Origin of the sequence: Streptomyces sp. NPDC058685 (genome assembly GCF_042714725.1) — a bacterium.
Lineage (GTDB): Bacteria > Actinomycetota > Actinomycetes > Streptomycetales > Streptomycetaceae > Streptomyces.
Genome location: NZ_JBHXSL010000047.1, coordinates 1 through 26,085 on the forward strand (window position 1 = coordinate 1; position 26,085 = coordinate 26,085).

The 26,085-nt window shown below is 71.9% G+C and carries 19 protein-coding genes, 1 tRNA gene and 1 riboswitch; of the genes, 8 read left to right on the plus strand and 12 right to left on the minus strand.

Features of this window, described 5'->3' with window-relative positions:
* Positions 1–528: 528 nt before the first annotated feature.
* Entirely contained in the window at positions 529–1,104 is a 576-nt protein-coding gene (locus ACFWU3_RS28685) for a MarR family winged helix-turn-helix transcriptional regulator (protein ID WP_384443503.1), read from the minus strand.
* Between the two features lie 145 nt (positions 1,105–1,249).
* Between ACFWU3_RS28685 and ACFWU3_RS28690 the strand changes: the two genes are divergently transcribed.
* Positions 1,250–2,524, plus strand: a complete 1,275-nt coding sequence (locus tag ACFWU3_RS28690; protein ID WP_384443578.1) for an MFS transporter — start codon at positions 1,250–1,252, stop codon at positions 2,522–2,524.
* Between the two features lie 27 nt (positions 2,525–2,551).
* Here ACFWU3_RS28690 and ACFWU3_RS28695 read toward each other — a convergent pair whose 3' ends face one another.
* Together ACFWU3_RS28695 and ACFWU3_RS28700 are read right to left on the minus strand one after the other, a co-directional pair.
* Positions 2,552–4,201 (minus strand): SpoIIE family protein phosphatase, encoded by a 1,650-nt coding sequence (locus ACFWU3_RS28695; RefSeq protein WP_384443505.1) that lies wholly within the window; start codon positions 4,199–4,201, stop codon positions 2,552–2,554.
* 107 nt (positions 4,202–4,308) lie between these two features.
* A complete protein-coding gene (locus ACFWU3_RS28700) occupies positions 4,309–5,793 on the minus strand; it encodes an NAD(P)/FAD-dependent oxidoreductase (RefSeq protein WP_384443507.1) in 1,485 nt (494 codons plus the stop codon).
* Positions 5,794–6,119: 326 nt separating this feature from the next.
* Between ACFWU3_RS28700 and ACFWU3_RS28705 the strand changes: the two genes are divergently transcribed.
* Positions 6,120–6,908: a TetR/AcrR family transcriptional regulator gene (locus tag ACFWU3_RS28705; RefSeq protein ID WP_384443509.1), complete on the plus strand. Its 789-nt coding sequence runs from the start codon at positions 6,120–6,122 to the stop codon at positions 6,906–6,908.
* Positions 6,909–7,136: 228 nt separating this feature from the next.
* Complete coding sequence (locus ACFWU3_RS28710) at positions 7,137–9,134, plus strand: sigma-70 family RNA polymerase sigma factor (RefSeq protein WP_384443511.1); 1,998 nt, start codon at positions 7,137–7,139, stop codon at positions 9,132–9,134.
* 158 nt (positions 9,135–9,292) lie between these two features.
* On the opposite strand, the gene ACFWU3_RS28715 is transcribed toward ACFWU3_RS28710, so the two are convergent.
* Entirely contained in the window at positions 9,293–11,419 is a 2,127-nt protein-coding gene (locus tag ACFWU3_RS28715) for an asparagine synthase-related protein (RefSeq protein WP_384443513.1), read from the minus strand.
* 705 nt (positions 11,420–12,124) lie between these two features.
* Here ACFWU3_RS28715 and ACFWU3_RS28720 point away from each other — a divergent pair.
* The 4 genes from ACFWU3_RS28720 (at position 12,125) to ACFWU3_RS28735 (ending at position 17,937) form a co-directional block, all read left to right on the plus strand.
* A complete protein-coding gene (locus ACFWU3_RS28720; RefSeq protein ID WP_313945492.1) occupies positions 12,125–13,546 on the plus strand; it encodes an MFS transporter in 1,422 nt (473 codons plus the stop codon).
* A gap of 97 nt (positions 13,547–13,643) precedes the next feature.
* A complete protein-coding gene (lhgO, locus tag ACFWU3_RS28725) occupies positions 13,644–14,852 on the plus strand; it encodes an L-2-hydroxyglutarate oxidase (RefSeq protein WP_384443515.1) in 1,209 nt (402 codons plus the stop codon).
* 815 nt (positions 14,853–15,667) lie between these two features.
* Entirely contained in the window at positions 15,668–16,444 is a 777-nt protein-coding gene (gene trmB, locus ACFWU3_RS28730) for a tRNA (guanosine(46)-N7)-methyltransferase TrmB (RefSeq protein ID WP_384443517.1), read from the plus strand.
* A 146-nt stretch (positions 16,445–16,590) separates the two neighbouring features.
* A complete protein-coding gene (locus ACFWU3_RS28735) occupies positions 16,591–17,937 on the plus strand; it encodes a PrsW family intramembrane metalloprotease (RefSeq protein ID WP_384443519.1) in 1,347 nt (448 codons plus the stop codon).
* A 134-nt stretch (positions 17,938–18,071) separates the two neighbouring features.
* On the opposite strand, the gene ACFWU3_RS28740 is transcribed toward ACFWU3_RS28735, so the two are convergent.
* From ACFWU3_RS28740 to ACFWU3_RS28750, 3 genes are all read right to left on the minus strand, one after another.
* A complete protein-coding gene (locus ACFWU3_RS28740) occupies positions 18,072–19,112 on the minus strand; it encodes a M23 family metallopeptidase (protein WP_384443521.1) in 1,041 nt (346 codons plus the stop codon).
* Positions 19,113–19,123: 11 nt separating this feature from the next.
* A riboswitch (cyclic di-AMP (ydaO/yuaA leader) is annotated at positions 19,124–19,280 on the minus strand.
* Between the two features lie 496 nt (positions 19,281–19,776).
* Positions 19,777–20,916 (minus strand): PP2C family protein-serine/threonine phosphatase, encoded by a 1,140-nt coding sequence (locus ACFWU3_RS28745; RefSeq protein WP_384443523.1) that lies wholly within the window; start codon positions 20,914–20,916, stop codon positions 19,777–19,779.
* Between the two features lie 176 nt (positions 20,917–21,092).
* A tRNA-Met gene (locus ACFWU3_RS28750) sits at positions 21,093–21,166 on the minus strand.
* A gap of 99 nt (positions 21,167–21,265) precedes the next feature.
* On the opposite strand from ACFWU3_RS28750, the gene ACFWU3_RS28755 reads away from it, so the two are divergent.
* Positions 21,266–21,856, plus strand: a complete 591-nt coding sequence (locus tag ACFWU3_RS28755; protein ID WP_384443525.1) for a hypothetical protein — start codon at positions 21,266–21,268, stop codon at positions 21,854–21,856.
* A gap of 81 nt (positions 21,857–21,937) precedes the next feature.
* Here ACFWU3_RS28755 and ACFWU3_RS28760 read toward each other — a convergent pair whose 3' ends face one another.
* The 5 genes from ACFWU3_RS28760 to ACFWU3_RS28780 form a co-directional block, all read right to left on the minus strand.
* Positions 21,938–22,687 (minus strand): MerR family transcriptional regulator, encoded by a 750-nt coding sequence (locus ACFWU3_RS28760; protein WP_384443527.1) that lies wholly within the window; start codon positions 22,685–22,687, stop codon positions 21,938–21,940.
* A gap of 182 nt (positions 22,688–22,869) precedes the next feature.
* Positions 22,870–24,102 carry an RNA polymerase sigma factor gene (locus ACFWU3_RS28765; protein ID WP_384443529.1) on the minus strand — a complete coding sequence of 411 codons (1,233 nt, stop codon included), beginning with the start codon at positions 24,100–24,102 and terminating at the stop codon, positions 22,870–22,872.
* On the minus strand, positions 24,099–24,515 hold the full coding sequence (locus tag ACFWU3_RS28770; protein ID WP_384443531.1) for a YciI family protein: 417 nt from the start codon (positions 24,513–24,515) through the stop codon (positions 24,099–24,101). The genes ACFWU3_RS28765 and ACFWU3_RS28770 overlap by 4 nt, the downstream gene beginning before the upstream one ends.
* Positions 24,516–24,699: 184 nt before the next feature.
* The gene (locus tag ACFWU3_RS28775; protein ID WP_384443533.1) at positions 24,700–24,909 is read right to left on the minus strand and encodes a hypothetical protein; all 210 of its coding nucleotides are present in this window, start codon (positions 24,907–24,909) and stop codon (positions 24,700–24,702) included.
* A gap of 441 nt (positions 24,910–25,350) precedes the next feature.
* Entirely contained in the window at positions 25,351–26,043 is a 693-nt protein-coding gene (locus tag ACFWU3_RS28780) for an endonuclease VII domain-containing protein (protein WP_384443535.1), read from the minus strand.
* Positions 26,044–26,085: the final 42 nt, after the last annotated feature.

Genomic DNA, 26,085 nt, shown 5'->3' on the forward strand with positions numbered 1-26,085 from the left:
TTGGCACGCTGTTGAGTTCTCAAGGAACGGACGCTTCCTTTGTACTCACCCTCTCGGGCTTTCCTCCGGGCGCTTCCCTTCGGTCTTGCGTTTCCGACTCTATCAGACTCTTTCGTGTCCGATTCCCCGGCCGGCGGGGCTGCTTTCCGGCCTTTCGGCTTTCCGGCGATTCCGACTCTATCAGATCCTTTCGGGCCTGATTCCCGGTCGAACTCGGGTTGTCATTCCGGCTGTTGGGCCGTTCCGACGTTCCAAACTCTAGCGGATTCCCCATCCGACTCATAATCGAGTCTTCGAAATGAATTTCGGCATGCCGAAATTCGTCCCGGTTGGGAGATCGTGTCGAGAGTTGGGTGCCGCTTGAGCGGCTGAGTGGCTGCCGAAGGACCGTTCCGGCCCCTGACAACTCGAAGAACCTTACAGACGGGTGAAGTGTGCGTCAAATCGTGCCCGAGAGGGGGCGACAGGTCAGCCGGTGACTGTCCCGCCAGCCCCCGGTGGATCAGTGCCGGGGCTGACCGGACAGCCTCAGTCCAGGTCCGTGAGCCGGCCGCCGGCGTCCGGTTGGGCGTGTTCCACCCGGCGCAGGACGCGGATCAGGAGCTCGCCGAGCATGCCCCGGTCCTCCGCCGAGAGGTCCTGGAGCAGGTCCTCCTCGAAGTCCGTGGCCATGTGCATCGCCTCGAGCCACTTCGTACGGCCTTCGTCGGTCAGTTCCACGATGACGCGCACGCGGTTGTTCTCGTCCCGGTCGCGGGTGACCAGGCCTTCGCTCGCCATGCGGTCGATGCGGTGGGTCATCGCGGCGGGGGTGAGGCCGAGGCGCTTGGCCAGTTCGCCGGGGCCCATCCGGTAGGGCGCCCCCGCGAGCACCAGGCTCTTGAGGACCTCCCATTCGGCATTGCTGATGCCGAGGGTGGCGACCTGGCGGCCGTACGCCACGTTCATGCGCCGGTTGAGCCGGCCCAGTGCGGAGACGACCTTCTCGACCTGGGGGTCCAGGTCTCCGTACTCGCGCTGGTACGCGGCGATCTGCTCGTCGAGGCTCGGCTCGCCGAGTGCGGGGTCCGGCGCGGCTGGGCCTTCGGGGCTCGCGGTTGGCATGCGCCGAAGTATCCCATGGGGCGCGTTGGCATTGAAGTCCTTCACTGTGTATTGTTGAGGATCTAACTTTAGTGTTGAAGTCTTCAGGCTTCAGTCCTTCAAGACCTCGAGGTAGGTGAGTGTGACCAGGGCGATGGGCGCTGCGATGCGCCGGATTCAGGCGGGGAACGCGCTGAGCGCGTTCGGACTCGGCTTCACGGTCCCGTATCTGTACGTCTATGTGGCGCAGGTACGGGATCTCGGCGCGACGACGGCGGGGGCTGTCCTCGCGGTCTTTGCGATGGCCGCCCTCGTCGCCCTCCCCTTCACCGGTCGTGTGATCGACCGCCGCGGACCGCTGCCCGTCCTCGTGGGAGCCGCGCTGCTGGCCGGTGCCGGGGCCGTGTCCATGGGACTGGCGGGGAACGTGCCCGCCGTCGTGCTGTCGGCCGCCCTGCTGGGCGCCGGTACCGCGATCATGCAGCCGGCGCTGGCGACCATGATCGTGTGGACCTCCGACTCCACGACCCGTACGCGCGCCTTCGCCACACAGTTCTTCCTGCAGAACCTGGGCCTCGGCATCGGAGGGCTGATCGGCGGGCACATCGTCGACGCGAGCCGTCCCGGCAGCTTCCTCCTGCTGTTCGGCATCGAGGCGGCGATGTTCCTGGTACTGGCCGCGATCGCGCTGACCGTGCGGCTGCCGCGCTCCCTCTCCCTGCACGAGCTGCGGCCCGAGAACGCCGAGGCCAAGGCCCGCGGCGGGATGCGCGCACTGCTCGGCCACAAGGCCATGGTCCAGCTGTGCGTCCTCGGGTTCGTCCTCTTCTTCGCCTGCTACGGACAGTTCGAGTCGGGGCTCGCGGCCTACGGCACCGAGGCCGCCGGTATCAAGCCGTCGACGCTCGGCACCGCGCTGGCCGCGAACACCGCGGTGATCGTGGTCGCCCAGTTCGTCGTGCTGAGGTTCGTCGAGCGCCGCAGCCGCACCCGGGTGATCGCCGCTGTCGGGCTGATCTGGACGGTCGCCTGGCTCATCGCGGGCTACGCGGGCCTCGGGCACGGCAGCCAGGCGATGGCGACGGCCGCGTTCGTCTCGACGTACGCGCTCTTCGGGCTGGGTGAGGCGATGCTGTCGCCGACCGTCGCGCCGCTGGTCGCCGATCTGGCGCCGGAGTCGATGGTGGGGCAGTACAACTCGGCGTTCGCCCTGGTCAAGCAGCTCGCGCTGGCGGTCGGTCCGGCCGTGGGCGGGCCGATGGGGGCCGCGCTGCACGGCCCGTACATCGTGACGTTCGTGCTGTTCTCGCTCGGCATCAGTGTGCTGGCGCTGCGGCTCGGCAAGCAGCTCACGCCCGTGCAGGACAAGCCCGCGCTCGCGTCGAAGTCGCGAGTGGTGGCGGTGCACAGGCCCGCCGAGTCGGTGGAGACACCGGCCTGAGCGGCTGAGCCCGCGGGAATCCCTGCCCTACGAGGGCAGGGCGAACTCGCACCAGACCGCTTTGCCGCCGCCCGGTGTGCGACGGCTCCCCCAGGACGAGGCGATCGTCGCGACGATGGAGATCCCGCGGCCCGCCTCGTCCTCCGTTTCCGCACGGCGGCGGCGCGGCAGGTGGTCGTCGCCGTCCGTGACCTCGACGATCAGCCGGCGGTCGGTGCGGCGGAGTCTGAGGCGCATGGGCGGGGTGCCGTGCTGGAGGGAGTTGGCGACCAGTTCGCTGGTGGCCAGCACGCCCAGGTCGTGGAGTTCCGGAGAGAAGCGCCAGGACGCGAGGACACCGGAGGCGAACGCGCGGGCGCGCGGGGCCGCTTCGATGCCGCCGAGCAGATCGAGTGCCGCGTTGTGGAACAGCTCGGCCGCCGCACCCGTACGTGTGGGGTGCTGGACGACGAGGACGGCGACGTCGTCGTCGTGCTCCGCCGTCACTCCGAGCGAGCGGATCAGCCGGTCGCAGACGACCTGCGGGGTGCCCGTCGCTCCCGACAGGGCACGCTCCAGGGCGGCCACTCCCTCGTCGATGTCCTCGCCCCGGCGCTCGACCAGACCATCGGTGTAGAGGACGGCGCTGGAGCCGGGCGGCAGGGCGATCGTGCCCGAGGTGTGGATCCAGCCGCCGGTGCCGAGCGGCGGGCCCGTCGGGTCCTCGGCGCGGCGGACCGAGCCGTCCTCGTCGCGGACGAGGATCGGCAGATGGCCGGCCGACGCGTACACGAGCCGGCCCTCGTTCGGGTCGTGCACCGCGTAGACGCAGGTGGCGATCTGGCTGGCGTCGATCTCGGCGGCCAGGCCGTCGAGCAGCTGGAGCACCTCGTGCGGCGGCAGATCGAGACGGGCGTAGGCGCGGACGGCGGTCCGGAGCTGGCCCATGACGGCGGCGGCACGCACCCCGCGGCCCATGACGTCGCCGATGACGAGCGCGGTCCGGCCTGCGCCGAGGGTGATGACGTCGTACCAGTCGCCGCCGACCGCCGCGTCCGTACCGCCCGGGCGGTAGTCGGCCGCGATCCGCAGATCGTCGGGCTGCTCCAACTCCTGCGGCAGCAGCGACCGCTGGAGCGTCACCGCCGTCTCGCGGTGACGCCGCTCGCTGGCCCGCAGCCGCTCGGCGGCCTCGGCGTGGTCGGTGACGTCGGCGGCGAAGACGAGGACACCGCCGCCTTCGTCGGGGCTGTCGACCGGCAGACAGGTGGCGGTGTACGAGCCTCCGTCGCGGACCTTGCGGGACTTGACCGTCCGCGGTTTCCCGCTGCGCAGCACCTGGTCCATGAGCGGGAACAGGCCCAGTTCCGCGAGTTCGGGGCAGGCGCCGGCGGCCGTGGCGCCGGCCGGACGGGGGCCGAAGGCCGCGGCGTACGCGTCGTTCACGTAGGCGATGCGGTGCTCGGGGCCGTACACGAGGGCGACCAGGGCGGGCAGGCTGCCGAGCACCTCGCGGACCGGGAAGTCCTCGATGGCGGGCGCGTCGGGCAGGGGCTCCGGATGCTGTTCGTACTCGCCGCGGGCCGCGGGGACCGAGCCCTCCCCCCGTTGTACGGGGGAGATCCCGTGGTCGGTCCTCCGCGCTGCGCCGCGGCGCTGCGTACCGGGGAGCCTCGAGCTCCAACGCGTGAAGTTCACTGACTTACTTGCCTCAATGGTTGTCGCCAAGGGTCACTCTGTGCAGGTGTGAGCCCACCTATGGTCACACGTCCAGTGTGACCGAACGGACTGCCGCCCGCCTCCGGCTAGTTCCCTCTGGGGTCGCTCTGCTGATCGTCCTTCGACCCGCCCTCGGGCCCCGGGAGGGTCCCTCCCTGCGGCCGGTGCCGGGCACCGTCGGGGCCGTGGCCGGGGCGTTTGCCACCGGCGGCGAGCTCGAACTCGGCCCGCGGGTGCTCCAGCGATCCGAGCGAGACGATCTCACGCTTGAAGAGCCCGGCGAGGGTCCATTCCGCGAGCACCCGCGCCTTGCGGTTGAAGGTCGGGACACGGCTCAGGTGGTACGCGCGGTGCATGAACCACGCCGGGTAGCCCTTGAGCTTGCGGCCGTAGATGTGGGCGACGCCCTTGTGGAGGCCGAGGGAGGCGACCGAGCCGACGTATTTGTGCGCGTACTGCTGGAGCGGCGCGCCGCGCAGCGAGGCCGCGATGTTCTCCGCGAGCACCTTGGTCTGGCGCACGGCGTGCTGGGCGTTGGGCGCGGTCTCCGTGCCCGGTGTGTCGGCGGTGACGTCGGGAACGGCCGCCGCGTCGCCGGCCGCCCAGGCGTGCTCGACGCCGACGACGGTGAGTTCGGCGGTGCAGCGCAGGCGTCCGCGCTCGTTCAGGGGGAGGTCGGTCGCGGCCAGGACCGGCGCCGGCTTGACGCCGGCGGTCCACACGACGGTGCGCGTCGGGAAGCGGCTGCCGTCGCTGAGGACGGCGATGCGGTCCTCGCAGGACTCGAGACGGGTTTCGAGGCGTACGTCGATGTTGCGGGCGCGCAGCTCGCGTATGGCGTACGTGCCCATCTCCTCGCCCACCTCGGGGAGGATGCGGTTGCTGGCCTCGACGAGGATCCACTTCAGGTCGCCGGGCTTGATGTTGTGGTAGTAGCGCGAGGTGTAGCGGGCCATGTCCTCCAGCTCGGCGAGCGCCTCGACGCCCGCGTAACCGCCCCCGACGAAGACGAAGGTGAGGGCCGCGTCGCGGATCGCGGGGTCGCGGGTGGAGGAGGCGATGTCCATCTGTTCGATGACGTGGTTGCGCAGACCGATGGCTTCCTCGACGGTCTTGAAGCCGATGGCGTAGTCCGCGAGGCCGGGGACCGGCAGGGTGCGGGAGACCGATCCCGGCGCGAGGACCAGTTCGTCGTACATCAGCTCGACGGCGCCGGTCCCCTCCTCCGCGGTGGCGAGGGTGGTCACGGTCGCGGTGCGCTTGGCATGGTCGATCGCCGTGGCCTCGCCGATGAGGATCTTGCACTTGTCCAGAACTCGCCGCAGCGGGACGACGACATGGCGGGGCGAGATCGATCCGGCGGCCGCTTCGGGGAGGAAGGGCTGATACGTCATATAGGGGTCGGGCGTGATCACCAGGATCTCCGCCTCGCCGCGCGCCAGCTCGTGTTTCAGCTTCTGCTGGAGACGAAGCGCCGTGTACATCCCGACGTAGCCGCCGCCGACGACGAGGATGCGCGTGCCCGACGGTGGGCCGGGGGTCGCGCCCCGGGAGTTAGCAGCCTTCACCATCCCATGAGGCAACGGCGGCAGGCGTTTGTCCACAGGCACGGCAAATTGTGTGACCGGAAGCCTCCGGTTGTGGTGCGCCGGGCGCATCCCGCGCATTCCGGAAGGTACGCAGGTCAGGGGTGGGGAGGGGGGTGGTGCGAGGGGGCGTAATCGGGAGCCTTCCGGTCCTTGCTCCGATCGGGGGGCGCTCCGTGCGGAACTACCCCCTTCTGAATTGACCCTGGCTCAACTATGTTCGTACCTCGTCGGGGTGCCTGGTCAAGGCGCGCCCGGCAGACCAGGCGGGGAGGTCTCCGGGGGGAGACTCAGTGACCGGGGGAACACGTATGACCATTCAGGATTCTCATTGGCAGGCTGCCGTGCCGACGGCCGTGGACGGGCATTCCGTGCACGGCGGGCACACGGGCGGCGAGGGCAACGGCCGCACGGGATCGGGCGGCCTCGGCCGTTCCGCACCGCTGCGGGTGGACGCACAGCGCAATCTCGAGCATGTCCTGCGGGCGGCTCGTGAGGTGTTCGGCGAGCTGGGGTACGGCGCGCCGATGGAGGATGTGGCCCGTCGCGCCAGGGTCGGCGTCGGGACGGTGTACCGCCGTTTCCCGAGCAAGGACGTGCTGGTGCGCCGGATTGCCGAGGAGGAGACCTCCCGGCTGACGGAGCAGGCGCGTACGGCTCTGGGGCAGGAGGAGGAGCCCTGGTCGGCTCTCTCCCGCTTCCTGCGTACGTCGGTGGCGTCGGGTGCCGGACGGCTGCTGCCGCCGCAGGTGCTGCGCGTCGGCGTGGAGTCGGAGGAGCCGGCGGCGATCGGCGGCGACGGGGTCCGGGTACCGCATCAGCGCTCCGGGGCACAGCCCGAACTGCGGGTCGTCGGGCAGCGTCAGGCGCCCGCGGACGAGGACGAGGGCACGGGCGCGGCGGATCTGCTCGAGGTCGTGGGGCAGCTCGTGGACCGGGCGCGGGCGGCGGGTGAGCTACGGGGCGATGTGACCGTGGCGGACGTGCTGCTCGTGATAGCCACGGCGGCGCCCTCGCTGCCGGACCCGGCGCAGCAGGCTGCGGCGTCGTCACGACTGCTGGACATCCTCCTGGAGGGGCTGCGTCCGCGGACGGCCTGAGCACTGACGTGTGCGGCTGTGGGCTGCGACCGACCATCGCGATCCACAGCCGCAACGGCTCATCACAGAACGCCGATTGACCATTCCCCGAACGAGTGACGATTAGTGCTCGGATTCGGTAAGTCTCCCCGGATGAGTGGTTGACGCGCATGCGGGTTCGGTGCGCTGTTGCTCTGTGGCACGCTTGCCCGGTGTTTGGGTCTGAAGGTGCTGACGGGGGCTTCCGCGATGAGCGGTGACGAACGGGACGAGTCCCTCGACGGTGCGGATGACGCGGCTGCGGGACCGCCATCGCGACAGGTGCCGAGCCAGGGCGGGCCCGAGGGGTCCTCCGGGTCACCCGCCGGCGTTCCGCCCCAGGGCATGAGCGGAGGCGGGATCGGGACCACCGGCCCCGTGCCGGCCGGTCATGCGGTGCCGCTCCAGCGCGAAGGCGGCAGCGGCCTCGACTCGGTGCTTCCGCCGCCACGCGAACTCCCCGTGTCCGATGCCGAGTTGCTCCAGCGCATGCGCACGGGAGAGACCAGCGCCTACGAGGAGCTGTTCCGCCGCCACTCCGACGCCGTCCGCCGGTACGCGCGCACCTGCTGCCGGGACGCGCACACCGCCGACGACCTGACGGCCGAGGTGTTCGCGCGGACCCTGCAAGCCGTCCGCGGGGGTGCCGGACCCGAACACGCCGTGCGGGCGTATCTGATGACGACGGTGCGCCGGGTGGCCGCCTCCTGGACGAAGACGGCCAAGCGCGAGCAACTGGTGGACGACTTCGCGGTGTTCGCCGTCGAGGCCGCCCGCAGCACGGACGCCGCGACCGACGACACCCTGGACCTGGGCGCGGACGTCCGCGCCATGCACGAAGCCGAACAGTCCCTGGCCATGCAGGCCTTCCGGTCGCTGCCCGAGCGCTGGCAGGCGGTCCTGTGGCACACCACCGTCGAGGAGGAGTCCCCGAGCGAGGTCGCACCGCTCTTCGGGCTGACCGCCAACGCGACGGCGGTCCTCGCCAGCCGGGCCCGCGAGGGGCTCAAGCAGGCCTATCTACAGGCCCATGTGAGCACCACGCTCACCTCCGGCGGCGACTGCGCGCGGTACGCCGACCGGCTGGGGGCGTACGCCCGCGGTGGACTGCGGATGCGGGCCGAGCGCGGTCTGCGCAAGCACCTGGAGGAGTGCGCCAAGTGCCGGCTCGCCGTGGGCGAGCTGGAGCACGTCAACGCCGGGATTCCCGCGCTGCTGCCGGTCGCGGTCATCGGCTGGTTCGCCGCCGGCTACTCGCTCAAGGCCGCCGGGATCGTCGCCGGCGGAGCCGTCGGCGCTGCGGGGGCGGGCGCGGCCGGTGGTGCGTCCGGCAGTACGTCGGGCGCGGCGGGCGGAGCCGCGGTGTCGGAGGGGCTCGGCGCCCCCGTGAAGGCCGGTATCGCCGCCGCCGTGGCGGTCGCGGCGGCAGCGGGACTGGTGTGGGCGCTCTCGGGCGACCCGAAGCCCGTACCGGAGGCGGACGCCAAGCCTCCCGTGACCCAGCCCGGCGCACCGCGGCAGCCGACGCCGCCACAGCAGCCCGATCCGCCGCGGCCGCCGGCGCCCGGCGACCCCGCCGTACCGGCGCCGTCGGTGCGGCCCAACGACCCTGCGCCGAAGACGAATCCGGCGCCCACGCCGACACCGGGGGCGCCTGCGCCTCCCGCACCCGCGCCGTCCCGGCCCGCGCCGTCGGACCCGCCCGCACCCACACAGCCACCGACGCCGACGCCGCCCGAGCCGCGGCCCACCCCGCCCCCGCCTCCGCCGGAGCCGCGGGTCTACCAGGTCAACCGGCTCGAATACAGCGTGTTCGGCGACCACACCGGACCCGAGGTGCTGCTGGGGCAGAGCAGTTGGATCTGGCAGCGCTGGGGGATGTCGGTCGACGGCCGGCGTTACGGACACGGGGTGACGGTGCACGCGCCCTCGTCGGTCACCATCGCCCTCAACCGCCGGTGCACCAGCTATGACGCGGTGGTCGGCGTCGACGACCTGACACTGGGGCTCGGTGCCGTGCGGTTCTCCGTCTACGGGGATGGTGCGCGGCTGTGGCGCTCGCCGGTGATCCGCGGCGGGCAGGCGGGCGTACCGGTGCATGTGGCGATCGGGGGGCGGGAGAGGATCCGGCTGGTGGTGGAGCCGATCACCCCGTTCGGCTCGGTGGCGCTCGCGGACTGGGCCCAGTCGCAGATCAGCTGCGGCTGACGGCGGCCCGTACCGGTACGCGTACGGAGACGTCCCTCGTCCGAGGCCGTACGGAGAGCCCGATGCCGTACGGAGAGTCCGATGCCGGTCCCCGTGCGGAGGTCGCGCGCCGACGCCGTACCGAGGTCCACCCGCGACCGCACGGGCCCAACCGCCGCCTACGGCTGGAGCGTTCGCCGCGGTGGTACTCCTCCGGCGACCGCACGCTGCCGCGGGGCCGCCGAGCCCGTCCAGCAGGTGCCACGACGGGACAGCAACCGCCGCAACCACAGTTCCGTGGAGATCAGGTCGGCCAGGCCGTCCAGAGGTACCTGTTCACCCTCCGAGGCCGCCCGCAGGGCCTTGCGGACCACCCGCGCCTCCACCAGGCCCGCGTCCGCGAGCAGCGGGGCGTCGAAGAGGGCCATCAGCGTCGGCAGCGCCGCGCGGAGGCCCTTGCGTGCTGTTGCCGTCGACGTGGCCTGGGTGGTCGCGCCCCAGCCCGGCGGCAGGTCGTGGATGCCCGCACCCGCGAGGACCGTGCGCAGGATCTCGGCCCGTGCTCCCGGCCGCACCCGCAGGGACTCGGGGAGGTCGCGACAGGCGCGGACGACCTGGTTGTCGAGGAAGGGCGCGTGCAGGCGCTGACTGCGGACCTCGGCCGCCTGTTCCAGGATGCGGTGGTCGGACGCGTGGCGGGTCAGCGCGGCCCGGGCGCGGGCTTCACCGGGACGTTGCACGATCACCGGGCGCGTCGCGGCGGCCATCAGGCGAACCGATACTTCAGCCAACGCCTCACCCGTGAGCCACCGCGCGGCCGGGCCGGGCCGCGACCAGGTCAGAGCGGCCAGCGACGCACCGAGCGGGCCGGTGCCGTTCGCTCCCACGCCTTTGCGGTTCGCCTCCAGCAACAGGTCGGCGGCCGTCTCCAGGCCCGTCCGGTACGGCGTGCGCGCCAGCCGCCGCGCCGCCCGGTACACCGTCACCGGGATGAACAGCGCCTGCGGCGAAGGCCCTTCGGCCCGGGCCAGCGCGGCGGCCGGCCGCAGCAGATGACGCCGGCGCCGGTCCAGCAGCAGATCCGCGAGGCGTGCCGGGTGCGCGTCCAGCACCTGCCGTGCGCCCGTACCGGTGAAGTGGTCCGCGCTGCCGCCGGTCAGCCGGCCGCGGTGGCGTTCCGCCGTGACGAGTGAGGGCGCGGGTTCGTCGGTGAGTGGCCCGCTGTCCAGGGAGGCGTACGGCAGCCCCTCCTCGCCGGCGGCGACGACCACATGGTGCAGGCGCGGGTTCTCGGCGATCGCGCGCGCCCGCTCCAGTTCGGCCTCGCGGCCGTCCTCGGTCAGATCGTTGAAGGTGACGGCGAGAAGCCGCTCACCGGCTCCGGTGCCGTGGCCGAGCACCGTGCCGGGGACGCCGGGCAGCCCCGCGGCGAGCAGCGCGAGCGTGCCGGACGCGCTGCCGCCGGACAGGTCCGCGCCGATGCCGGGCGCCGGTCCGCCCCGGGCGGCGCGGCGTTCCGCGGGACCCATGCCCGGCACGGGACCGGGGTCCGGGGGCAGCGTCTCGGGTGCGTGCCGGGGGGCGGTGAGTCTCGCGCGTACGGCGTCGACCAGGGCGTCCCGTACGCCGTCGACCGCGCGCGCCGCCTCGATCTGCGGGCCGGCGACGGCGAGCGAGGCGACCGGCTCGTAGCCGGTGATCTCGCGGGAGCCCTCGCGCAGGATCAGCGCGTGCCCCGGCGGGATGCGCTTGACCCCCTCGTACGGGGTCGAGTCGCGCAGCGCCTCCGGTGTCTCGGGGCAGGCGAGCAGCGCGGCCAAGTGGCCGATGTCCAGCTGGGCTTCGATGAGATCGGCGAGCGGGAGGGCGGCGGTCGCATAGGCGGTGCCGTTGGCCCAGGGGGTGTAGAAGACGGGTCTCGCGCCGGCCAGGTCGCCGATGACGGTGATCCGGCGCCCTATCTGGACGACCGCGGTGTAACTGCCGGCCCATGAGGTCAGATGACGAAGGGCCCCGCCGCGGGCGGACAGCAGTCCGGCCCGCAGCTCGTCGTCCCCGGCCGCGCAGCAGCCGAGGACGGCGAGTCTGGTGATGGGGGCGTGGCCGACGACATGGGCGGGCGGATCGGCCGTGACGACGCGCACCTCGTCGGGGCGCCAGTCACCGACGGCCCACAGCGGGTCCGGGTCGCCCCACAGGAGCTGCGATCCGACGGGGTGGACGGTGCGGCCCTCGTCGGACTCCCCGACGGCTCCGGCCGTACCGAAGTTTGCGGCAATACTGCTCCACCCCACCAACCACCGCATCGCCGCCTCCACAGGCTGTGGACAAACCATGGCCGTCGAGCCCCGGCCGTTCGGGAACATGCTGCCACGAAGGCAGCGCACAGGAGGGGCTCCGGGTAGCGCGCGCAAAAAGTGAACGCGCCCTCGTGGTCGGCGATTTGCCGGCGGTTCGACAGGCGGCGGAACGAGTGGCCCATACCCAAATCAGAGCAAAGGGAACGAGCGGGACAGTCGTCATTCAGCCATTCTCAGGGGCGCTTCGGGGGCTTTGGCCCGGCATACGACAGTCCGGGAGGCGCTGTTCGCCTCCCGGACCGGTCCGCCGCCCGCGGGGATTGAAGGCGGCGGTGTCCCCCAGCCCACTGGTTCCAGTACGCAGTGGGCCGACCCACGCAGCACTCATGGAAGCGCTCCCCCACCTGCCGGACCAGAGCGCACGGACGGGCGCACGGCCACACGCACGGAGCACGGCGGCGCGGCACCGCCGGCGGTCCGGCTGCTCCACCGCACAACAATCTCGCCATACGGAACACCGCCCCTTAACGGTCAGGATGCGGCGAACTACGCTGTGTTTACTGATGTTCTCCGCCGGGGCGCATATTCCGCGGGGCTCGGCCAGGTGCTTTTGCAGCCGGGACCGCGAAGCTGCCAACCGGGGAGGACGCAGTACGAATGCCGTGCGCTGCAGAGCGACGCGGCGGCCGTCTGTGTGTCGAGGGGTGGCGCATGTCCAGGGAGCAACGCGGGCCGAACGAAAAACTCGGCACCGTTCTCGCCCTCGCGGGAATCAGCAACGCCGGTCTTGCCCGGCGGGTCAACGACCTCGGAGCGCAGCGCGGGCTGACCCTTCGCTACGACAAGACGTCCGTGGCGAGATGGGTGTCGAAGGGCATGGTGCCGCAGGGCGCCGCGCCCCATCTGATCGCCGCCGCGATCGGCGCGAAGCTCGGCCGCCCGGTGCCGCTGCACGAGATCGGTCTCGCGGACGCCGACCCGGCCCCCGAGGTCGGGCTTGCCTTCCCGCGCGATGTGGGCGAGGCGGTGAAATCGGCCACCGAGCTGTACCGCCTCGACCTGGCGGGACGGCGGGCCGGGAGCGGAGGCATATGGCAGTCGCTGGCCGGTTCCTTCGCAGTCAGCGCCTATGCGACGCCCGCGTCGCGGTGGCTGATAACCCCTGCCGACTCCTCGGTGGAGCGGTCTCTGGACGCCCTCACCGACGACTCGCCCGCCCGCGTGGGCCACAGCGATGTGGCCAAGCTGCGGGAGGCGGCGGAGGACGCCCGGCGCTGGGACTCCAAGTACGGCGGTGGGGACTGGCGTTCGTCGATGGTCCCCGAGTGCCTCCGGGTGGACGCGGCGCCGCTGCTGCTCGCCTCGTACTCCGACGAGGTCGGCCGCGCGCTGTTCGGCGCGACCGCCGAACTGACGCGGCTGGCGGGCTGGATGGCCTTCGACACGGGCCAGCAGGAGGCCGCCCAGCGGTACTACATCCAGGCGCTGCGGCTCGCCCGCGCGGCGGCCGACGTGCCGCTCGGCGGATACGTCCTCGCTTCGATGTCGCTCCAGGCCACCTACCGCGGCTTCGCCGACGAAGGTGTGGACCTCGCCCAGGCGGCACTGGAACGCAACCGTGGCCTGGCGACCGCCCGCACGATGAGCTTCTTCCGGCTGGTCGAGGCACGCGCCCACGCCAAGGCGAACGACGCGGCCGCGGCCGGCGGGGCGCTGAAGGCGGCCGAGGGCTGGCTGGAGCGCTCACGGGAGGGCGACCCGGACCCGTCGTGGCTGGGTTTCTACTCCTACGACCGGTTCGCCGCCGACGCGGCCGAGTGCTACCGCGATCTGAAGGCACCACGGCAGGTACGCCGGTTCACGGAGCAGGCCCTGTCGCGGCCGACGGAGGAGTTCGTGCGCTCGCACGGCTTACGGCTCGTGGTGAGCGCCGTCGCGGAGCTGGAGTCCGGGAACCTGGACGCGGCGTGCGCGGCGGGCACGCGCGCGGTGGAGGTCGCGGGACGGATCTCCTCGGCGCGGACCACGGAGTACGTACGGGACCTGCTGCACCGGCTGGAGCCGTACGGCGACGAACCGCGGGTCGTGGAGCTCCGGGAGCGGGCGAGGCCGCTGCTGATGGCACCCGCGTAGACCCGAGCCGATGTGACTGCGTACACGCCTCCCCGTTTCAGCTGGTTTAACGGCATTGTCAGCGGGCCAGTGCACTATCGGGGTGGGAGGTGACGCGGTGACGGCGTCCGGGCAGAGCTTCGACTGCGACGTGCTGGTGATCGGCGGTGGGATCGTCGGTCTGTCGACGGCGTACGCCCTCACGCGCGCGGCGCCCGGGACCCGGGTGATCGTCCTGGAGAAGGAACCGGGGACGGCGCGCCACCAGACCGGGCGGAACAGCGGGGTGATCCACAGCGGGATCTACTACCGGCCGGGGTCGCTGAAGGCGCGGTTCGCGGTGCGCGGGGCGGCGGAGATGGTCAAGTTCTGCGCCGAGTACGGCATCGCCCACCAGGTCACGGGCAAGCTGATCGTCGCCACCGGCCGCGACGAACTGCCCCGGCTGCACGCCCTGGTCCAGCGCGGCCGGGAGAACGGCATTCCGGTACGGGAGCTGGGCCCCGCGCAGATCATGGAGCACGAACCGGAGGTCCGCGGGCTCGCGGCGATCCAGGTGGGCACGACGGGGATCTGCGACTTCGGCGCGGTGGCGGCGCAGCTGGCGGCCGCGTCGGACGCGGACATCCGCTGCGGCGAGGAGGTCACGGCGGTGGACCGCCGCGCCTTCGGCGTCGCGGTGCGCACGTCCACCGGCACGGTGCTCAGAGCGCGGGCGATGGTCAACTGCGCGGGTCTCCAGTGCGACCGGGTGGCCCGGATGACGGGCGACGAGCCGGACATGCGGATCATCCCCTTCCGCGGCGAGTACTACGAACTGGCGGACCCCTCGCTCGTCCGGGGCCTGGTCTACCCGGTGCCGGACCCGGCGTTCCCGTTCCTGGGGGTGCACCTGACGCGCGGGATCGACGGCGGGGTCCACGTCGGCCCGAACGCGGTCCCGGCGCTGGCCCGCGAGGGGTACGACTGGTCCACCCTGCGCCCCCGCGACCTGGCGACCACCCTGACCTGGCCCGGCTCCTGGCAGATCGCCCGGCGCCACTGGCGGTACGGCGCGGGCGAGCTGCACCGCTCGGTCTCGAAGCGCGCCTTCACGACGGCGGTCCGCCGCCTGCTGCCCTCGGTGACGGAGTCGGACCTCCGCCGCGCCCCGGCCGGAGTCCGCGCCCAGGCGGTCCTGCGGGACGGCACGCTGGCGGACGACTTCCTGATCCGCGAGTCCCCACGCACGGTCCACGTCCTGAACGCCCCGTCCCCGGCGGCGACGGCCTCGCTCCCGATCGGCCGCGAGGTGGCGCGCAGGGCGCTGCGAGCCCTGTCTGACTAGCGGGGCTGCGCCCCACGACCCCTGACTCCGGCAGCACCCGGCCTGGACCGGGTGACCCCACCTGTCCGGCGGGGGAGCAGAGGTTCATGTGGGGCTGCGCCCACGGCCCCGCCGGAGCGGCAGCTTCGCGCCGCGAGGGCTGAGCCGGCACTTTCCCGGCGCCGGGGTAAGGGACTCCGGCGCTGCGCCCCCACGGCCCCTGGCTCCGGTGGCACCCGGCCGCGTAGGCCTGGTGCCCCCACCTGTCCGGTGGGGGTGGGAAGCAGAGGTTCATGTGGGGCTGCGCCCCACACCCCGCATGCCGCCGCAGCTTCGCGCCGCCGAGCCCAGACAGGTTCATTAGGGTCTCGCGCCGCGAGCGCCGGCCGGCGCCCTGTCCAGCTTCTCCCGAACCGGCTCGGGTTCGCATGCGGCCGGCAACCGCCACCGGCCGTGTCCTCGACCGCCGGCAGGGGGCGTGCAGGGTCGTCCCCGCAGGGGATCGGCGGCAACACCCGGGTGACCTGGACAACACAGCTGTACGCCGCCGACCCCGAGGAGTCGAGCCCGGAGGGCCCCCGGACCCGACGCCCGACAAGAACCCGACGCCCCAAGCACCCGCACCCGCACCCGCCCCCGGGACCCGACGCCGCACAAGCACCCGAGGCCCAAGCACCCAGGCCCCGCCCGAAGGACCCGACGCCCGACAAGAACCCGCGCCCCAAGCGCCCAGGCCCCGCCCCCGGGTCCCGACGCCGCACAAGAACCCAAGGCCCAAGCACCCGCCCCGCCACAAGAACCCGCACCCTCACCCACCGCGTAAAATCACCCCCACTGTGTCTGAGTCCCAAGAACCCGCCCCCCAGCCCATCCGCGACCGCCGCGCCCCCCGGTTCCCCGATGGGCCCACTCCCGATCCCGCCGGGTCCCATCACGAGCGGCGCATCCGCAGTTTTCAGCCGCGGCGCAGTCGTGTCACCGCCGGGCAGGGCGATGCTCTCCAGCGGCTCTGGCCCGTCTGGGGCTTCGACATCGACGGGCATCGCGTCCTCGACCTGGAGGCCATGTTCGACGGGCTCCCCGTCGTCCTCGAGATCGGCTTCGGCATGGGCGAGGCCACCGCCCAGATGGCCGCGGCCGACCCCACCACCGGCATCCTCGCCGTCGACGTCCACACCCCCGGCCAGGGCAACCTCCTCGCCCTCGCCGAGCGCAACGGCCTCTCCAACGTCCGGGTCGCCAACGGCGACGCGATCATCCTCCTCCGCGAGATGCTCGCCCCCCGCTCGCTCGACGGTCTGCGCGTCTACTTCCCCGACCCCTGGCCCAAGAAGCGGCACCACAAGCGCCGGCTGATCCAGCCCGAGTTCCTCAGCCTCGTCGCCGGCTCGCTGCAGCCCGGCGCGATCGTGCACTGCGCCACGGACTGGGAGTCGTACGCCGAGCAGATGCTCGAGGTGCTCTCGGCCCATCCCGACTTCGAGAACACCCAGGAGCACGGCGGGTTCGCGCCACGCCCCGACTTCCGGCCGCTCACGCGGTTCGAGGGCCAGGGCATCGACAAGGGCCACAAGGTGCACGACCTGCTGTTCCGCCGCACCGCGGGAGCCTGACCCGAGCGAACGGCGGCGTGCGCCCGGCGCACAGCCACCCGCCCGGGCCAAGGGCCGCCGCTCGGCCGGCGCGCACCCGGCGCCGGCCCGGCGTCCAACCCCACGCACCGTCGCCCGTTGTCGGTGTCCCTCGTTAGGGTCAGTGGGTGTCCGAGTCGTCGCCCCCGCAGCACCATCCACCGCACCCCGCGGTCCCGGCGTTCGAGCAGCAGCGTGTCGACGAGCTGCTCGCCGCCGTGCCGGAGCGTGCCCGGTGGCGCTACAAGCCCCGCCGTGTCTCCCGGTTCTGGCACAGCAAGGCCGTCCGTGCCGGGGTGCTGATCACGCTCCTCGCCCTGTCGGGCCTCGTCATCCTGTCGCTCGTACGGGAGCAGACCGGCACCCAGGGTTTCCTGGTCGGCCTCGGCCTGGCGACCCTGCCGGTCCCCCTGCTCACCGCCGCGTTCCGCTGGCTGGACCGGGTCGAGCCGGGCCCCTGGCGGAACCTTCTGTTCGCCTTCGCCTGGGGCGCCTTCGCCGCCGCCCTCGTGGCGATCATCGCGAACACCTTCGCGACGCAGTGGATAGCCACCGCCACAGCCGACCCCACGGGCGCGGACACACTGGGCGCGACGGTCATCGCGCCGGTCGTCGAGGAGAGTGCGAAGGCCGCGGCGATCCTGCTGATCTTCCGTTTCCGCCGACAGGACTTCCGCGGGATCGTCGATGGGGTCGTGGTCGCCGGGTTCACCGCGACGGGCTTCGCGTTCACGGAGAACATCCTCTATCTGGGCAACGCGTTCGGCGAGGACCAGCAGATGGGCTTCTCCGGGATCGCGTCCGTGACCGCGGCGACGTTCTTCGTACGGATCGTCATGTCCCCGTTCGCCCACCCGCTTTTCACGGTGCTGACCGGCATCGGCTTCGGTGTCGCGGCACTGGCCTCACGGCGCATGCGGGTCCGGCGCATCGTCCTGCCGCTGCTCGGTCTGGCGCTGGCGATGGGCATGCACGCGCTGTGGAACGGCTCGACGTCCCTGTTCGGCCCGTGGGGCTTCTATCTCGTGTACGGGGCGTTCATGGTGCCCGTCTTCGGGCTGCTGACCTGGCTCACGATATGGAGCCGGCAGCGGGAACTGCGGACGATAGCCACCGAGTTGCCGGCCTACGCCGCGGCCGGATGGCTGTCGGCGGACCAGCCGCCCGCCCTCTCGTCGATGCGGGCGCGCACCCTCGCGCGGGACGTCGCGCGGCGTATGCACGGGCCGACCGCGGCGCACGCGGTGTCGGAGTACCAGCATTTCGCGACCTCGCTGGCGTTTCTGCGCCATCGGGCCCACCGGGGCGCGGCGGACCCGGACTTCGTGGAGCGCGAGCAGGAGCTGCTGCATCACCTGTGGCAGCGCAGGGACGTGGCCGCACCGGCGCTGACGTACGCGGCACGGGCCACCGGGCGGGTGCGTGTGCCGCCTCCGCACCGCGACTACGGCGCGTACAACCCGTACCGGACCTGACCGCGCACCGGTGGGCGACCGCGTCCTGCCCGCTCCCGGGAGAACCGGGCGCAGCAAAAACCGGCAGTCCTGGCGTCGGGGGGTGAGCGCCAGGACTGCCGGGGATCGAGATGCGCGGGAACTGTCCCGCAGGATCAGGGAGTCAGGCCCTTGTCCCGCAGCCAGGCCATCGGGTCGATGCCCGAGCCGCCGGCGGTGTGGACCTCGAGGTGCAGGTGCGCGCCCGTCACGTTGCCCGTGGCGCCGACGCGGCCGATCGTCTCGCCGGTCGCGACCTTCTGGCCGGCGCTCGCGGTCATCGACGACAGGTGCGCGTACCAGACCTCGGTGCCGTCCTCGAGTTCGAGAACGATGCGGTAGCCGTACGAGCCGGACCAGCCCGCCGACTTCACGGTGCCGTTGTGCACGGCCTTGACCGGCGTACCCGTCGGGGCGGCGAAGTCCAGGCCGGTGTGCTGGCCGGAGGACCACAGGGAGCCGGACTCGCCGTACGTGGAGGTGATCGTGTACGAGGAGGTGGGGAGCGAGTAGCTCTTGGCCAGCTGCGCGAGACGCTCTGCCTCCGCCTTGGCCTTCGCCTCGTCCTCTGCCTTCTTCTTCGCGGCGGCGGCCTTCGCGGCCACCTCTTCCGCCTTCTTCTTCGCCGCGGCCTCGGCCTTGTCCGCCGCGGCCTTCGCGGCCGCCGCCCTGGCCGACTCCTCAGCCTTGGCCTGCTGCTGCTCGGCCTGCTGGAGGATGCGGGAGCGCAGCGCCTCGCCGGCACCGCCCTGGTCGGTGTCGGAAGCGGTGTCGGCGTAGGCGATGCCCATCGCCGAGTACGTGGCCGCCTCGTCCACGACGTCCGAGGAGTCGTCGGACATGAAAGAACCGACGCCGGGAAGGGACTTGGCGTCGGGCAGATTGTCCGAGAGCGCGTCGGGAAGGGATATGGAGACCGCGGGTTTGTCCTGCGCCGTCGCGATGCCGCCCGCGCCGACCGCGGCGATCACGCCGACGCCGAGCACGGTGGAGCTACGGGCAAGTCCGCCGCGCTGCTTGGCGACACGGTGCCGACCGCGCACCGGACGGACGGAGTCCTCGGTGGGGTTCCACTCTTCGAGGGACCGCTCCGCGCCCTCCGCACCGAAGAAGTCATTGGCGAAGGGTGCTTCTGGGGCAGGCCTGTTGGACGCCACTGAGGCGTGCTCCTTTCCTTCCTTCTCGCCTACCGGGTTAGCTGACGGGTTCGGAGCAGGAAGGTCTCCTACGAGCGCCACCCGCCGCGGAAGTCGCGGTGGAAGGTGCCCGATTCACCCCAAGGATTGGTTCCCCGGTTCCCTTGCGGAATTCGGCGCACGCGCACGGCGCCGTCCTGACGACGGCTGGGACGACCGCGCTGCGTTATCGAACGTTAATAGACGCGAGGACCGTATTCCAAGCTGTTCCGGGTGATCGTTAACGACTTCCCACGGGACCAATCGGGACACAAGCAGCCGGATTCGGGCGACTTGATCGCCCTTCGGGCCGCGGAACATTACTGACGGGTCGTCACATGGTATGCGGAGGGGGATCTTCCCACTACGCAGCGTGCCCAGCCACCAGAGCGGACCGGGCGGGCAAGACGTCCGCTCGGTTCCGCGAAGGGCTGCGACCGCCACACAGCTCATCCGGGCAAGCCCACCGACACGTCTCGGCGCACCCACCCGGCTCAAGCCGAACCAACCCACCAACACGGTCTTCGGCACACCCACCGGCTCAGGCGAACGAGGCCAGAATCGTCACGGCGTACCCGACCCCACCCCCACGCACACAGCCTCGTACGGCGAGACGTCCCAGCCGGCCCCGAGGTGCCGACGCCCCTCACGCGGGCGGCACGACCTTCACCGTCCTGCGGCGCTCCGGCTGCCCCTCCGCGGGCCGGGCGACCGCCAGCAGTGCCATGTCGTCCTTCGAACCACCTCCGGTGTACCGGCGCACGTCGTCGACGAGCGCGTCGAGCAGTTCGTCGGGCCCGGGGAAGAGCCGCCCCGAGAGCCGCGCGCCGGGATCGTAGAACTCACCGGCCGCGTTGCGCGCCTCGCTGACACCGTCCGTGTAGAGCAGCAGGGTCGCTCCCGTCGGCAGCGGATACTCCACCGCCTGGTCCGGCCAGACCTCCAGATCGCCCATGCCGAGCGGCAGCGCGGCCCTCGACGGCGCCAGGAATTCCAGGTCGCCGTCGGCGTGCAGCAGGATCGGTTCCGGGTGGCCGCGGTTCACCAGCCGGACGATTCCGGCACCGCGCGGGATCTCTCCCAGTACGGCGGTGGTGAAGCCCTCGACCGCGTCCAGGCTGTCCCGGCGCGTGCCCTCGCGCGCCAGCGCCCGCTCGAGGCGCTGCGCGACGCCCTCCAGGGAGCTCTCCTGCTCGGCCGCCTCCCGGAACGCGCCGATGACGACGGCCACCGCCTCGACGGCCTCCAACCCCTTGCCCCGCACATCGCCGACCACCAGCCGCACCCCGAAGGGCGTCTCCTGCACGGCGAACAGGTCGCCGCCGATGAACGCGTCGGCGAGCGCGGCCTCGTACCGTGCCGCGACGTGCAGCCCGCCGATCCGGTCGGCGGGCGTGGGCAGCACGGCACGCTGCGCGGTCTCGGCGATGACCCGGGCGGAGGCGAGACGCTCACCGCTGCGTCTGACGACGGTGTTGATGAGCAGCGCGAGCCCGGAGACGGTGATGAGCGTGAAGACCTCGGTGTATGCCGTGACCTCGTCGACGGTGCGGTTGTAGAAGTGCAGCCCGAGCACCGCGAGGGTCGCCGTGATGCCCGTCACCAGCGTGGTGAGCCAGGAGAAGAACGGAGCGGCGACCAGCGGAGCGGCGGCGAACATCGGCACGGCCGTGAACTGCGCCGGGGTCGCCAGGTCGAAGACCAGCCCACCGATGATCATCAGGGTGGGGAGGGCACGGAGGAAGCGGCGGGCGCCGTACACACGACTCTGCTGGAACTGCGCCAACGGTGCTCTCCTCCCCGGTCCGCCCACGGCTGCGGACGGTACCGCGCCCTACCCAGGCTGTCCGGAGCCGCGCCGCTGAGCGACTCTCCATCGGCCAACCGGGCGAAACGCGGGCCCACAGACGGAGAAACAACAGCGGCCCGGCACTCGAGACGAGTGCCGGGCCGCTGTGTCAGTAGCGGGGACAGGATTTGAACCTGCGACCTCTGGGTTATGAGCCCAGCGAGCTACCGAGCTGCTCCACCCCGCGTCGGTGAACACCACTCTACGCCATCCGGAGCAAGATCAACTCCAATTGAGGGCGCCCCGGCTCTGTCGCTCACCTTTCCGGTGGGTCACCATCTCGCGCATGAGGGGGAAACAGTCCGTGCCGACGAACATGCGTCCGTCGATCGTCCGCCCGATCGTGCGCCGAAGGCTCGGCCCGCTCGCCCGGGCCGCCGCCGCGCTGGTGGCGCCCGCGGTCGGCATAGCCGCTTGTGTACTCCAGCCCGGCGCGCAGGACGACAGGCTGGCGGGCGCCCTGGCGAACAGCCCCTTCCCCCGGGCCCAGCTGCTGGTCATCGATCCCCCCGGCGGCTTCGAGACGGAACCGGGCAGCGGCCGGCTCGACGCGGACTTCCGTCTCCACTACAGCGCCGGCGGCCGTCCCGGCTCCGTCCCCGGCTTCGACTACGAGGTCACCGCACGGCCCGACGCGGGATGCCCCGAGGAACTCCCCGGACAGATCGTCTGCCTCGACGCCGGGGACGGCTTCACCGTCGTCAAGCAGCGCCACGTCGACGGCACGGTGTCCCACTACGTGGTCCAGCGCCGCGGCACCCTGCTGCTGCGGGCGCGCACGGCCCCCGGCCTGGACGTGGAACGGCTGCGCAGCACCCTCGCCGCCGCCCGCCCCGCGACCGACGAGGAGCTGGCGAGGGCGTTGCCGACCCCCTGACCGGCCCCTGACCGGCCGCTCACCGACCGCTCACCAGCCGCTGAGCAGCGGCGGGAGGCCGTCGAGCGGGCACCGCGGTGATCACTCGTCGGTCAGGTGCCGTTCCCCGTACACCTTCATCGCATCCCGGACCAGGACGGCCGTCCCCTCGCCGTGCCGGTCGTACGCGGCGGTGAAGCGCGGGTCCGCGACGTACATCTCGCCGAGACCGATGAAGTACGACTTCGACGGCGTCGTGGTCGTCGACAGCCATGCGTACTGCCGCGCGGCGATCGCCTGCACCTCGTCGCTGTCGGCGGACCGGCCGTCCCGGAGCGCCTGGGCGAAGGCCCGGGCGATGGAGACCTGCTCGTCCTGGAAGGCGCGCTTGTCCTCGTCGCTCAGTGAGCGCCACCAGCGGTCGCCCTTCTCGTACGCGTCCCGGCCCCAGCGCTCGGTCACCTCCTGTTCGTACTGCGTGTGGTCGAAGCCGTCGAACACTTCCTCGGCCATGAGTTCTTCCCCTCTCTCGGTCTTGTGGAGAGTGGTCCGCACCGAGGCGATCTGCCGCCCGATGCGTTCGCGTTCCTGCTCCAGGAGGCGCAGATGAGCCCGCAGCGCGGCGCCCGTGTCGCGTTGCCCCTCCAGCACCTCGGCGATCGCGGGCAGGCCGAGACCGAGCTCGCGGAGCAGCAGGATCCGCTGCAGCCGTACGAGCGCGTCCGGGCCGTAGTAGCGATAGCCGTTGCTGCCCACCCGGGTGGGTTCGAGCAGACCGAGCTCGCCGTAGTGCCGCAGCGTGCGGCTCGTCGTCCCGGCGCGCCGGGCAATCTCCTGGATCGACCACTCCATGACTCCGACGCTAAATCTTGACGCTGCGTAAAGGTCAAGCGGCGTTTTCGGGAGCGCCCGAGCCGGTGGCGGTCCTCCGGGCAGGGGGCGGGGCTCAGGGCAACAGCCGGAACGCCAGCGCCCGGAGATCGGCGCGGCTCAGGGCAGCAGACGCGACGCCCGCGCCCGGAGATCGGCGCGGCTCAGGGCAGCAGACGCGACGCCCGCGCCCGGAGATAGCGCGCCTCGGGGATGCTCAGCGTGCGCTGGGCGGCCAGCTGGTAGGCGGCGCGTGCGCCCTCGACATCCCCCGCCTTCTCCAGCAGATGCGCGCGTACGGCGTCCAGCCGGTGGTGGCCCGCCAGCCGGTCCTCCAGCCCGTCGAGCTGCGCGAGCCCGGCCTCGGGCCCGTGCACCATCGCGACGGCGACGGCCCGCCCGAGCTCGGCCATCGGCTCCGGAGCCTGCCGTACGACCAGGTCGTACAGCGCGAGGATCTGCGGCCAGTCGGTGTCCTCAGCGTTCACTGCCTCGTCGTGCAGCGCCGCGATCGCCGCCTGAAGCTGGTAGACCCCCGCCGGGCCCTGCCCCAGGGCCTCTTCCACCAGGGCCGATCCCTCGTCGATCGCCGCCCGGTCCCAGAGGGTGCGGTCCTGCTCGTCGAGCGGGATCAACTCACCGTCCGGCCCGGTCCGCGCGGAGCTGCGGGCGTCGGTGAGCAGCATCAGCGCCAGCAGACCGGTGACGGCGCCCTCCTGCGGCAGCAGACGGCGTATGGCCCGGGTGAGCCGGATCGCCTCACGAGCCAGATCGGCGCGGTGCAGCGCCCGCCCGGACGTCGCCGTGTAGCCCTCGTTGAAAATCAGGTACAGGACCTGAAGCACGGCGGCGAGCCGCCGGTCGCGGTCCTCTGGGCCCGGCTGTCGGAACGGCAGACCCCTGACCTTCTGCTTGGCCCGGCTGATCCGCTGCGCCATCGTCGCCTCCGGCACCAGATGCGCGCGGGCGATCTCCGCGGTGTTCAGACCGCCCACGGCTCGCAGCGTCAGGGCGATCTGGGCGGCCGGCGTGAGCTCGGGATGGCAGCAGAGAAAGAGGAGAGTGAGGGTGTCGTCCTCGGCGGGCGCACGGCTCTCCCCGGGCGCGGGGACGGTGAATGCGTCGCGGGGCGTGAGGGTCGCGACCGTCTCCTCGCGGCGACGCCGGGCCTCCTCGCTGCGCAGCTGGTCCGTCAGCCGGCGCGAGGCGACCCTGATCAGCCAGCCGCGGGGGTTGTCCGGGATACCCGCGTCCGGCCACTGCTCGGCGGCCGCGAGAAGGGCCTCCTGCACCGCGTCCTCGGCCAGGTCGAAGTGCCCGTAACGGCGTACCAACGCGCCGAGGACCTGCGGCGCGTGCAGGCGCAGCAGGTCCTCGACAGCGGTCGTACGGCTCAACATTCGCCTCCGGCGGCGTCCTGGATGGGCCGGATGACGACGGGGTACTCGGTCGTTCCCTCGGGAGCCGGGCACTGAGCGACGCGTGCCGCGATCTCGGTGACCCGCTCGAGGCTCTCGCAGTCCAGGACCCAGTACCCGGCGAGGACCTCCTTGGTCTCGCCGTAGGGCCCGTCGGTGACGACCGGACGGCCGTCCTTGCCGGCGGCCACCGTCCGGGTCTGCGCGGGCTCCGTGAGCCCCTGCGCGTCCACGAGTTCACCGGACTCGGCGAGGTCGTCGTTGATCGCTCCCATGAAGGCGAACATCGCCTGCATGTCCTTCTCGCTCCACGCGGGGCTCTGCGCGGAAGGCTTGCCGGACATGGCCTCGTAGTCGGCCTGCGTGCCCTGGACCATCACCAGATACTTCATGACTCGCTCCCTCGGTGCGCGGTCACCCTCGTGGGCAACTCTCACAGGGGACGTCGGAGCCGGTGAAGGGTTCTCGACACCTCGCGGAGGAATCCCGGGAAATCTTTTCGGGACCACCCGGCCGGGCGCCTGGCCGGGCGTACGGCACCGAGCGAGCCGCCTCGTGCCGCCCGGAGCCCCGGTGTTACTGGACGGCGCCCAGGACACCGGTCACGGGGGCGACGACTCCGGTGAGCTGTCCCAGCTCGCTGAGCTGGTCGAGCTGGTTCAGGGACGGGGCTCCGGAACCCGCCTGCTCGGCGGTGTGTCCCGAGGCGTGGGCACCGGAGGCGGCCATCGCGGTGGCGCCGGCGGCGAGGGCAACGGCGGCGAGGATGCGCTGTGTCTTGGTCATGCCGGGACAACGGCCGAGGGGACGCGGGGTCACGGGGGCGGCTCCCGGATGACCCGCACCGACGACCTCACCGATGCCCCGCAGCGGCGAAACAGCGCTCCTGTACGAGGACTCGGGCCGACTATGGCGTGTTCTGGACCATCCCTGGGCCCGCTCCCCCCGAGATCCTCTAAGGGTCCACCGGCGTGAGAGCCCACGCATCGACCTGATTGGGGGACGCATGGCCTGGTATCCGAACGCCACGAAGTACGAACTTCAGCCCGAGTCCGACAGTCAACCCGCCATCCGGCCAACGCAGTTCATCCTGCACAGCATCGCGGCGCCCTGGACGGCGAAGCGGGTGTACGAGTACGGGCGGGCGTGCGAACGGGTGCCGCTCGGTGACGGGGAGTCCGACCCCCCAGCAGTCGCCGCACACCGGCGAAGATCGTTCCCCAACGGCTACCGGGAGGTGCTTGCCTCCAGGTACGCCGCTGCGGCGCGCAGGAGTTCCGGGCTGTCACGGAACTTCCCGAGTCCGTGGTTGCACGCCGTGCACACCAAGCCGCGGATGCACTGTCCGCAGGACCCTGCAGCATCTGGACAGCAGCCGTGATCGTGGTCGACGGACAGACCGAACCGAGTGTCACCGGCCCGCTTGCAGATGGCGCAGACGCCTCCTTGGCTTGCCAGCATCTCTGCGTAGCGGTCAGGAGGCAGCCGGTACAGCGTCTTGCGCTGCGCGTCCCGCCCACAGCTTCGGCAGTTCCCTTGCAGCCCGTCCCTGGCACCGGCGTTCCGGTTGAACATGTCCGGTGCAAGCCAGAGAAGGCAGGTGCGGCACTGCTTCTCGCCCCGCTGGTTCCGGTCGTGGGGCTTGGCCTCCCGCCGGTCCAGCAGCGGAGTCAGCTCACGCCCTGTATTCCGCTGCCAGTTGTGGCTCGCACACAGCCCCTTGCTGATGTATGTCCGGGTGCAATCGGGAAACTCGCACCGTCTGGCGTCCATCGCCGTGCTGCCGTGAAGGCGATGCGCGGTCCCGGGGCCGGGTTCTCCGTGGCGCTGCCACCGCTGGTAATGCATGGAGCACCACCCCCGAGAGCGCACGCGCACTGGGCGGCCGCACCCCTCGATGGTGCAGGTCGGTCCGTCCATGCCGTCATTTCCCCCATGAAGACGTTCCTGGACCAGAAGGAG

Coding starts and splice junctions, on each gene's coding strand:
- ACFWU3_RS28705 (WP_384443509.1), top strand. CDS start 6,120: ATGACCATTCAGGATTCTCATTGGCAGGCTGCCGTGCCGACGGCCGTG.
- ACFWU3_RS28710 (WP_384443511.1), top strand. CDS start 7,137: ATGAGCGGTGACGAACGGGACGAGTCCCTCGACGGTGCGGATGACGCG.
- ACFWU3_RS28775 (WP_384443533.1), bottom strand. CDS start 24,909: ATGACCAAGACACAGCGCATCCTCGCCGCCGTTGCCCTCGCCGCCGGC.
- ACFWU3_RS28700 (WP_384443507.1), bottom strand. CDS start 5,793: ATGGTGAAGGCTGCTAACTCCCGGGGCGCGACCCCCGGCCCACCGTCG.
- ACFWU3_RS28685 (WP_384443503.1), bottom strand. CDS start 1,104: ATGCCAACCGCGAGCCCCGAAGGCCCAGCCGCGCCGGACCCCGCACTC.
- ACFWU3_RS28715 (WP_384443513.1), bottom strand. CDS start 11,419: ATGCGGTGGTTGGTGGGGTGGAGCAGTATTGCCGCAAACTTCGGTACG.
- ACFWU3_RS28760 (WP_384443527.1), bottom strand. CDS start 22,687: ATGGAGTGGTCGATCCAGGAGATTGCCCGGCGCGCCGGGACGACGAGC.
- ACFWU3_RS28770 (WP_384443531.1), bottom strand. CDS start 24,515: ATGAAGTATCTGGTGATGGTCCAGGGCACGCAGGCCGACTACGAGGCC.
- ACFWU3_RS28780 (WP_384443535.1), bottom strand. CDS start 26,043: ATGGACGGACCGACCTGCACCATCGAGGGGTGCGGCCGCCCAGTGCGC.
- ACFWU3_RS28720 (WP_313945492.1), top strand. CDS start 12,125: ATGTCCAGGGAGCAACGCGGGCCGAACGAAAAACTCGGCACCGTTCTC.
- ACFWU3_RS28690 (WP_384443578.1), top strand. CDS start 1,250: ATGCGCCGGATTCAGGCGGGGAACGCGCTGAGCGCGTTCGGACTCGGC.
- ACFWU3_RS28755 (WP_384443525.1), top strand. CDS start 21,266: ATGAGGGGGAAACAGTCCGTGCCGACGAACATGCGTCCGTCGATCGTC.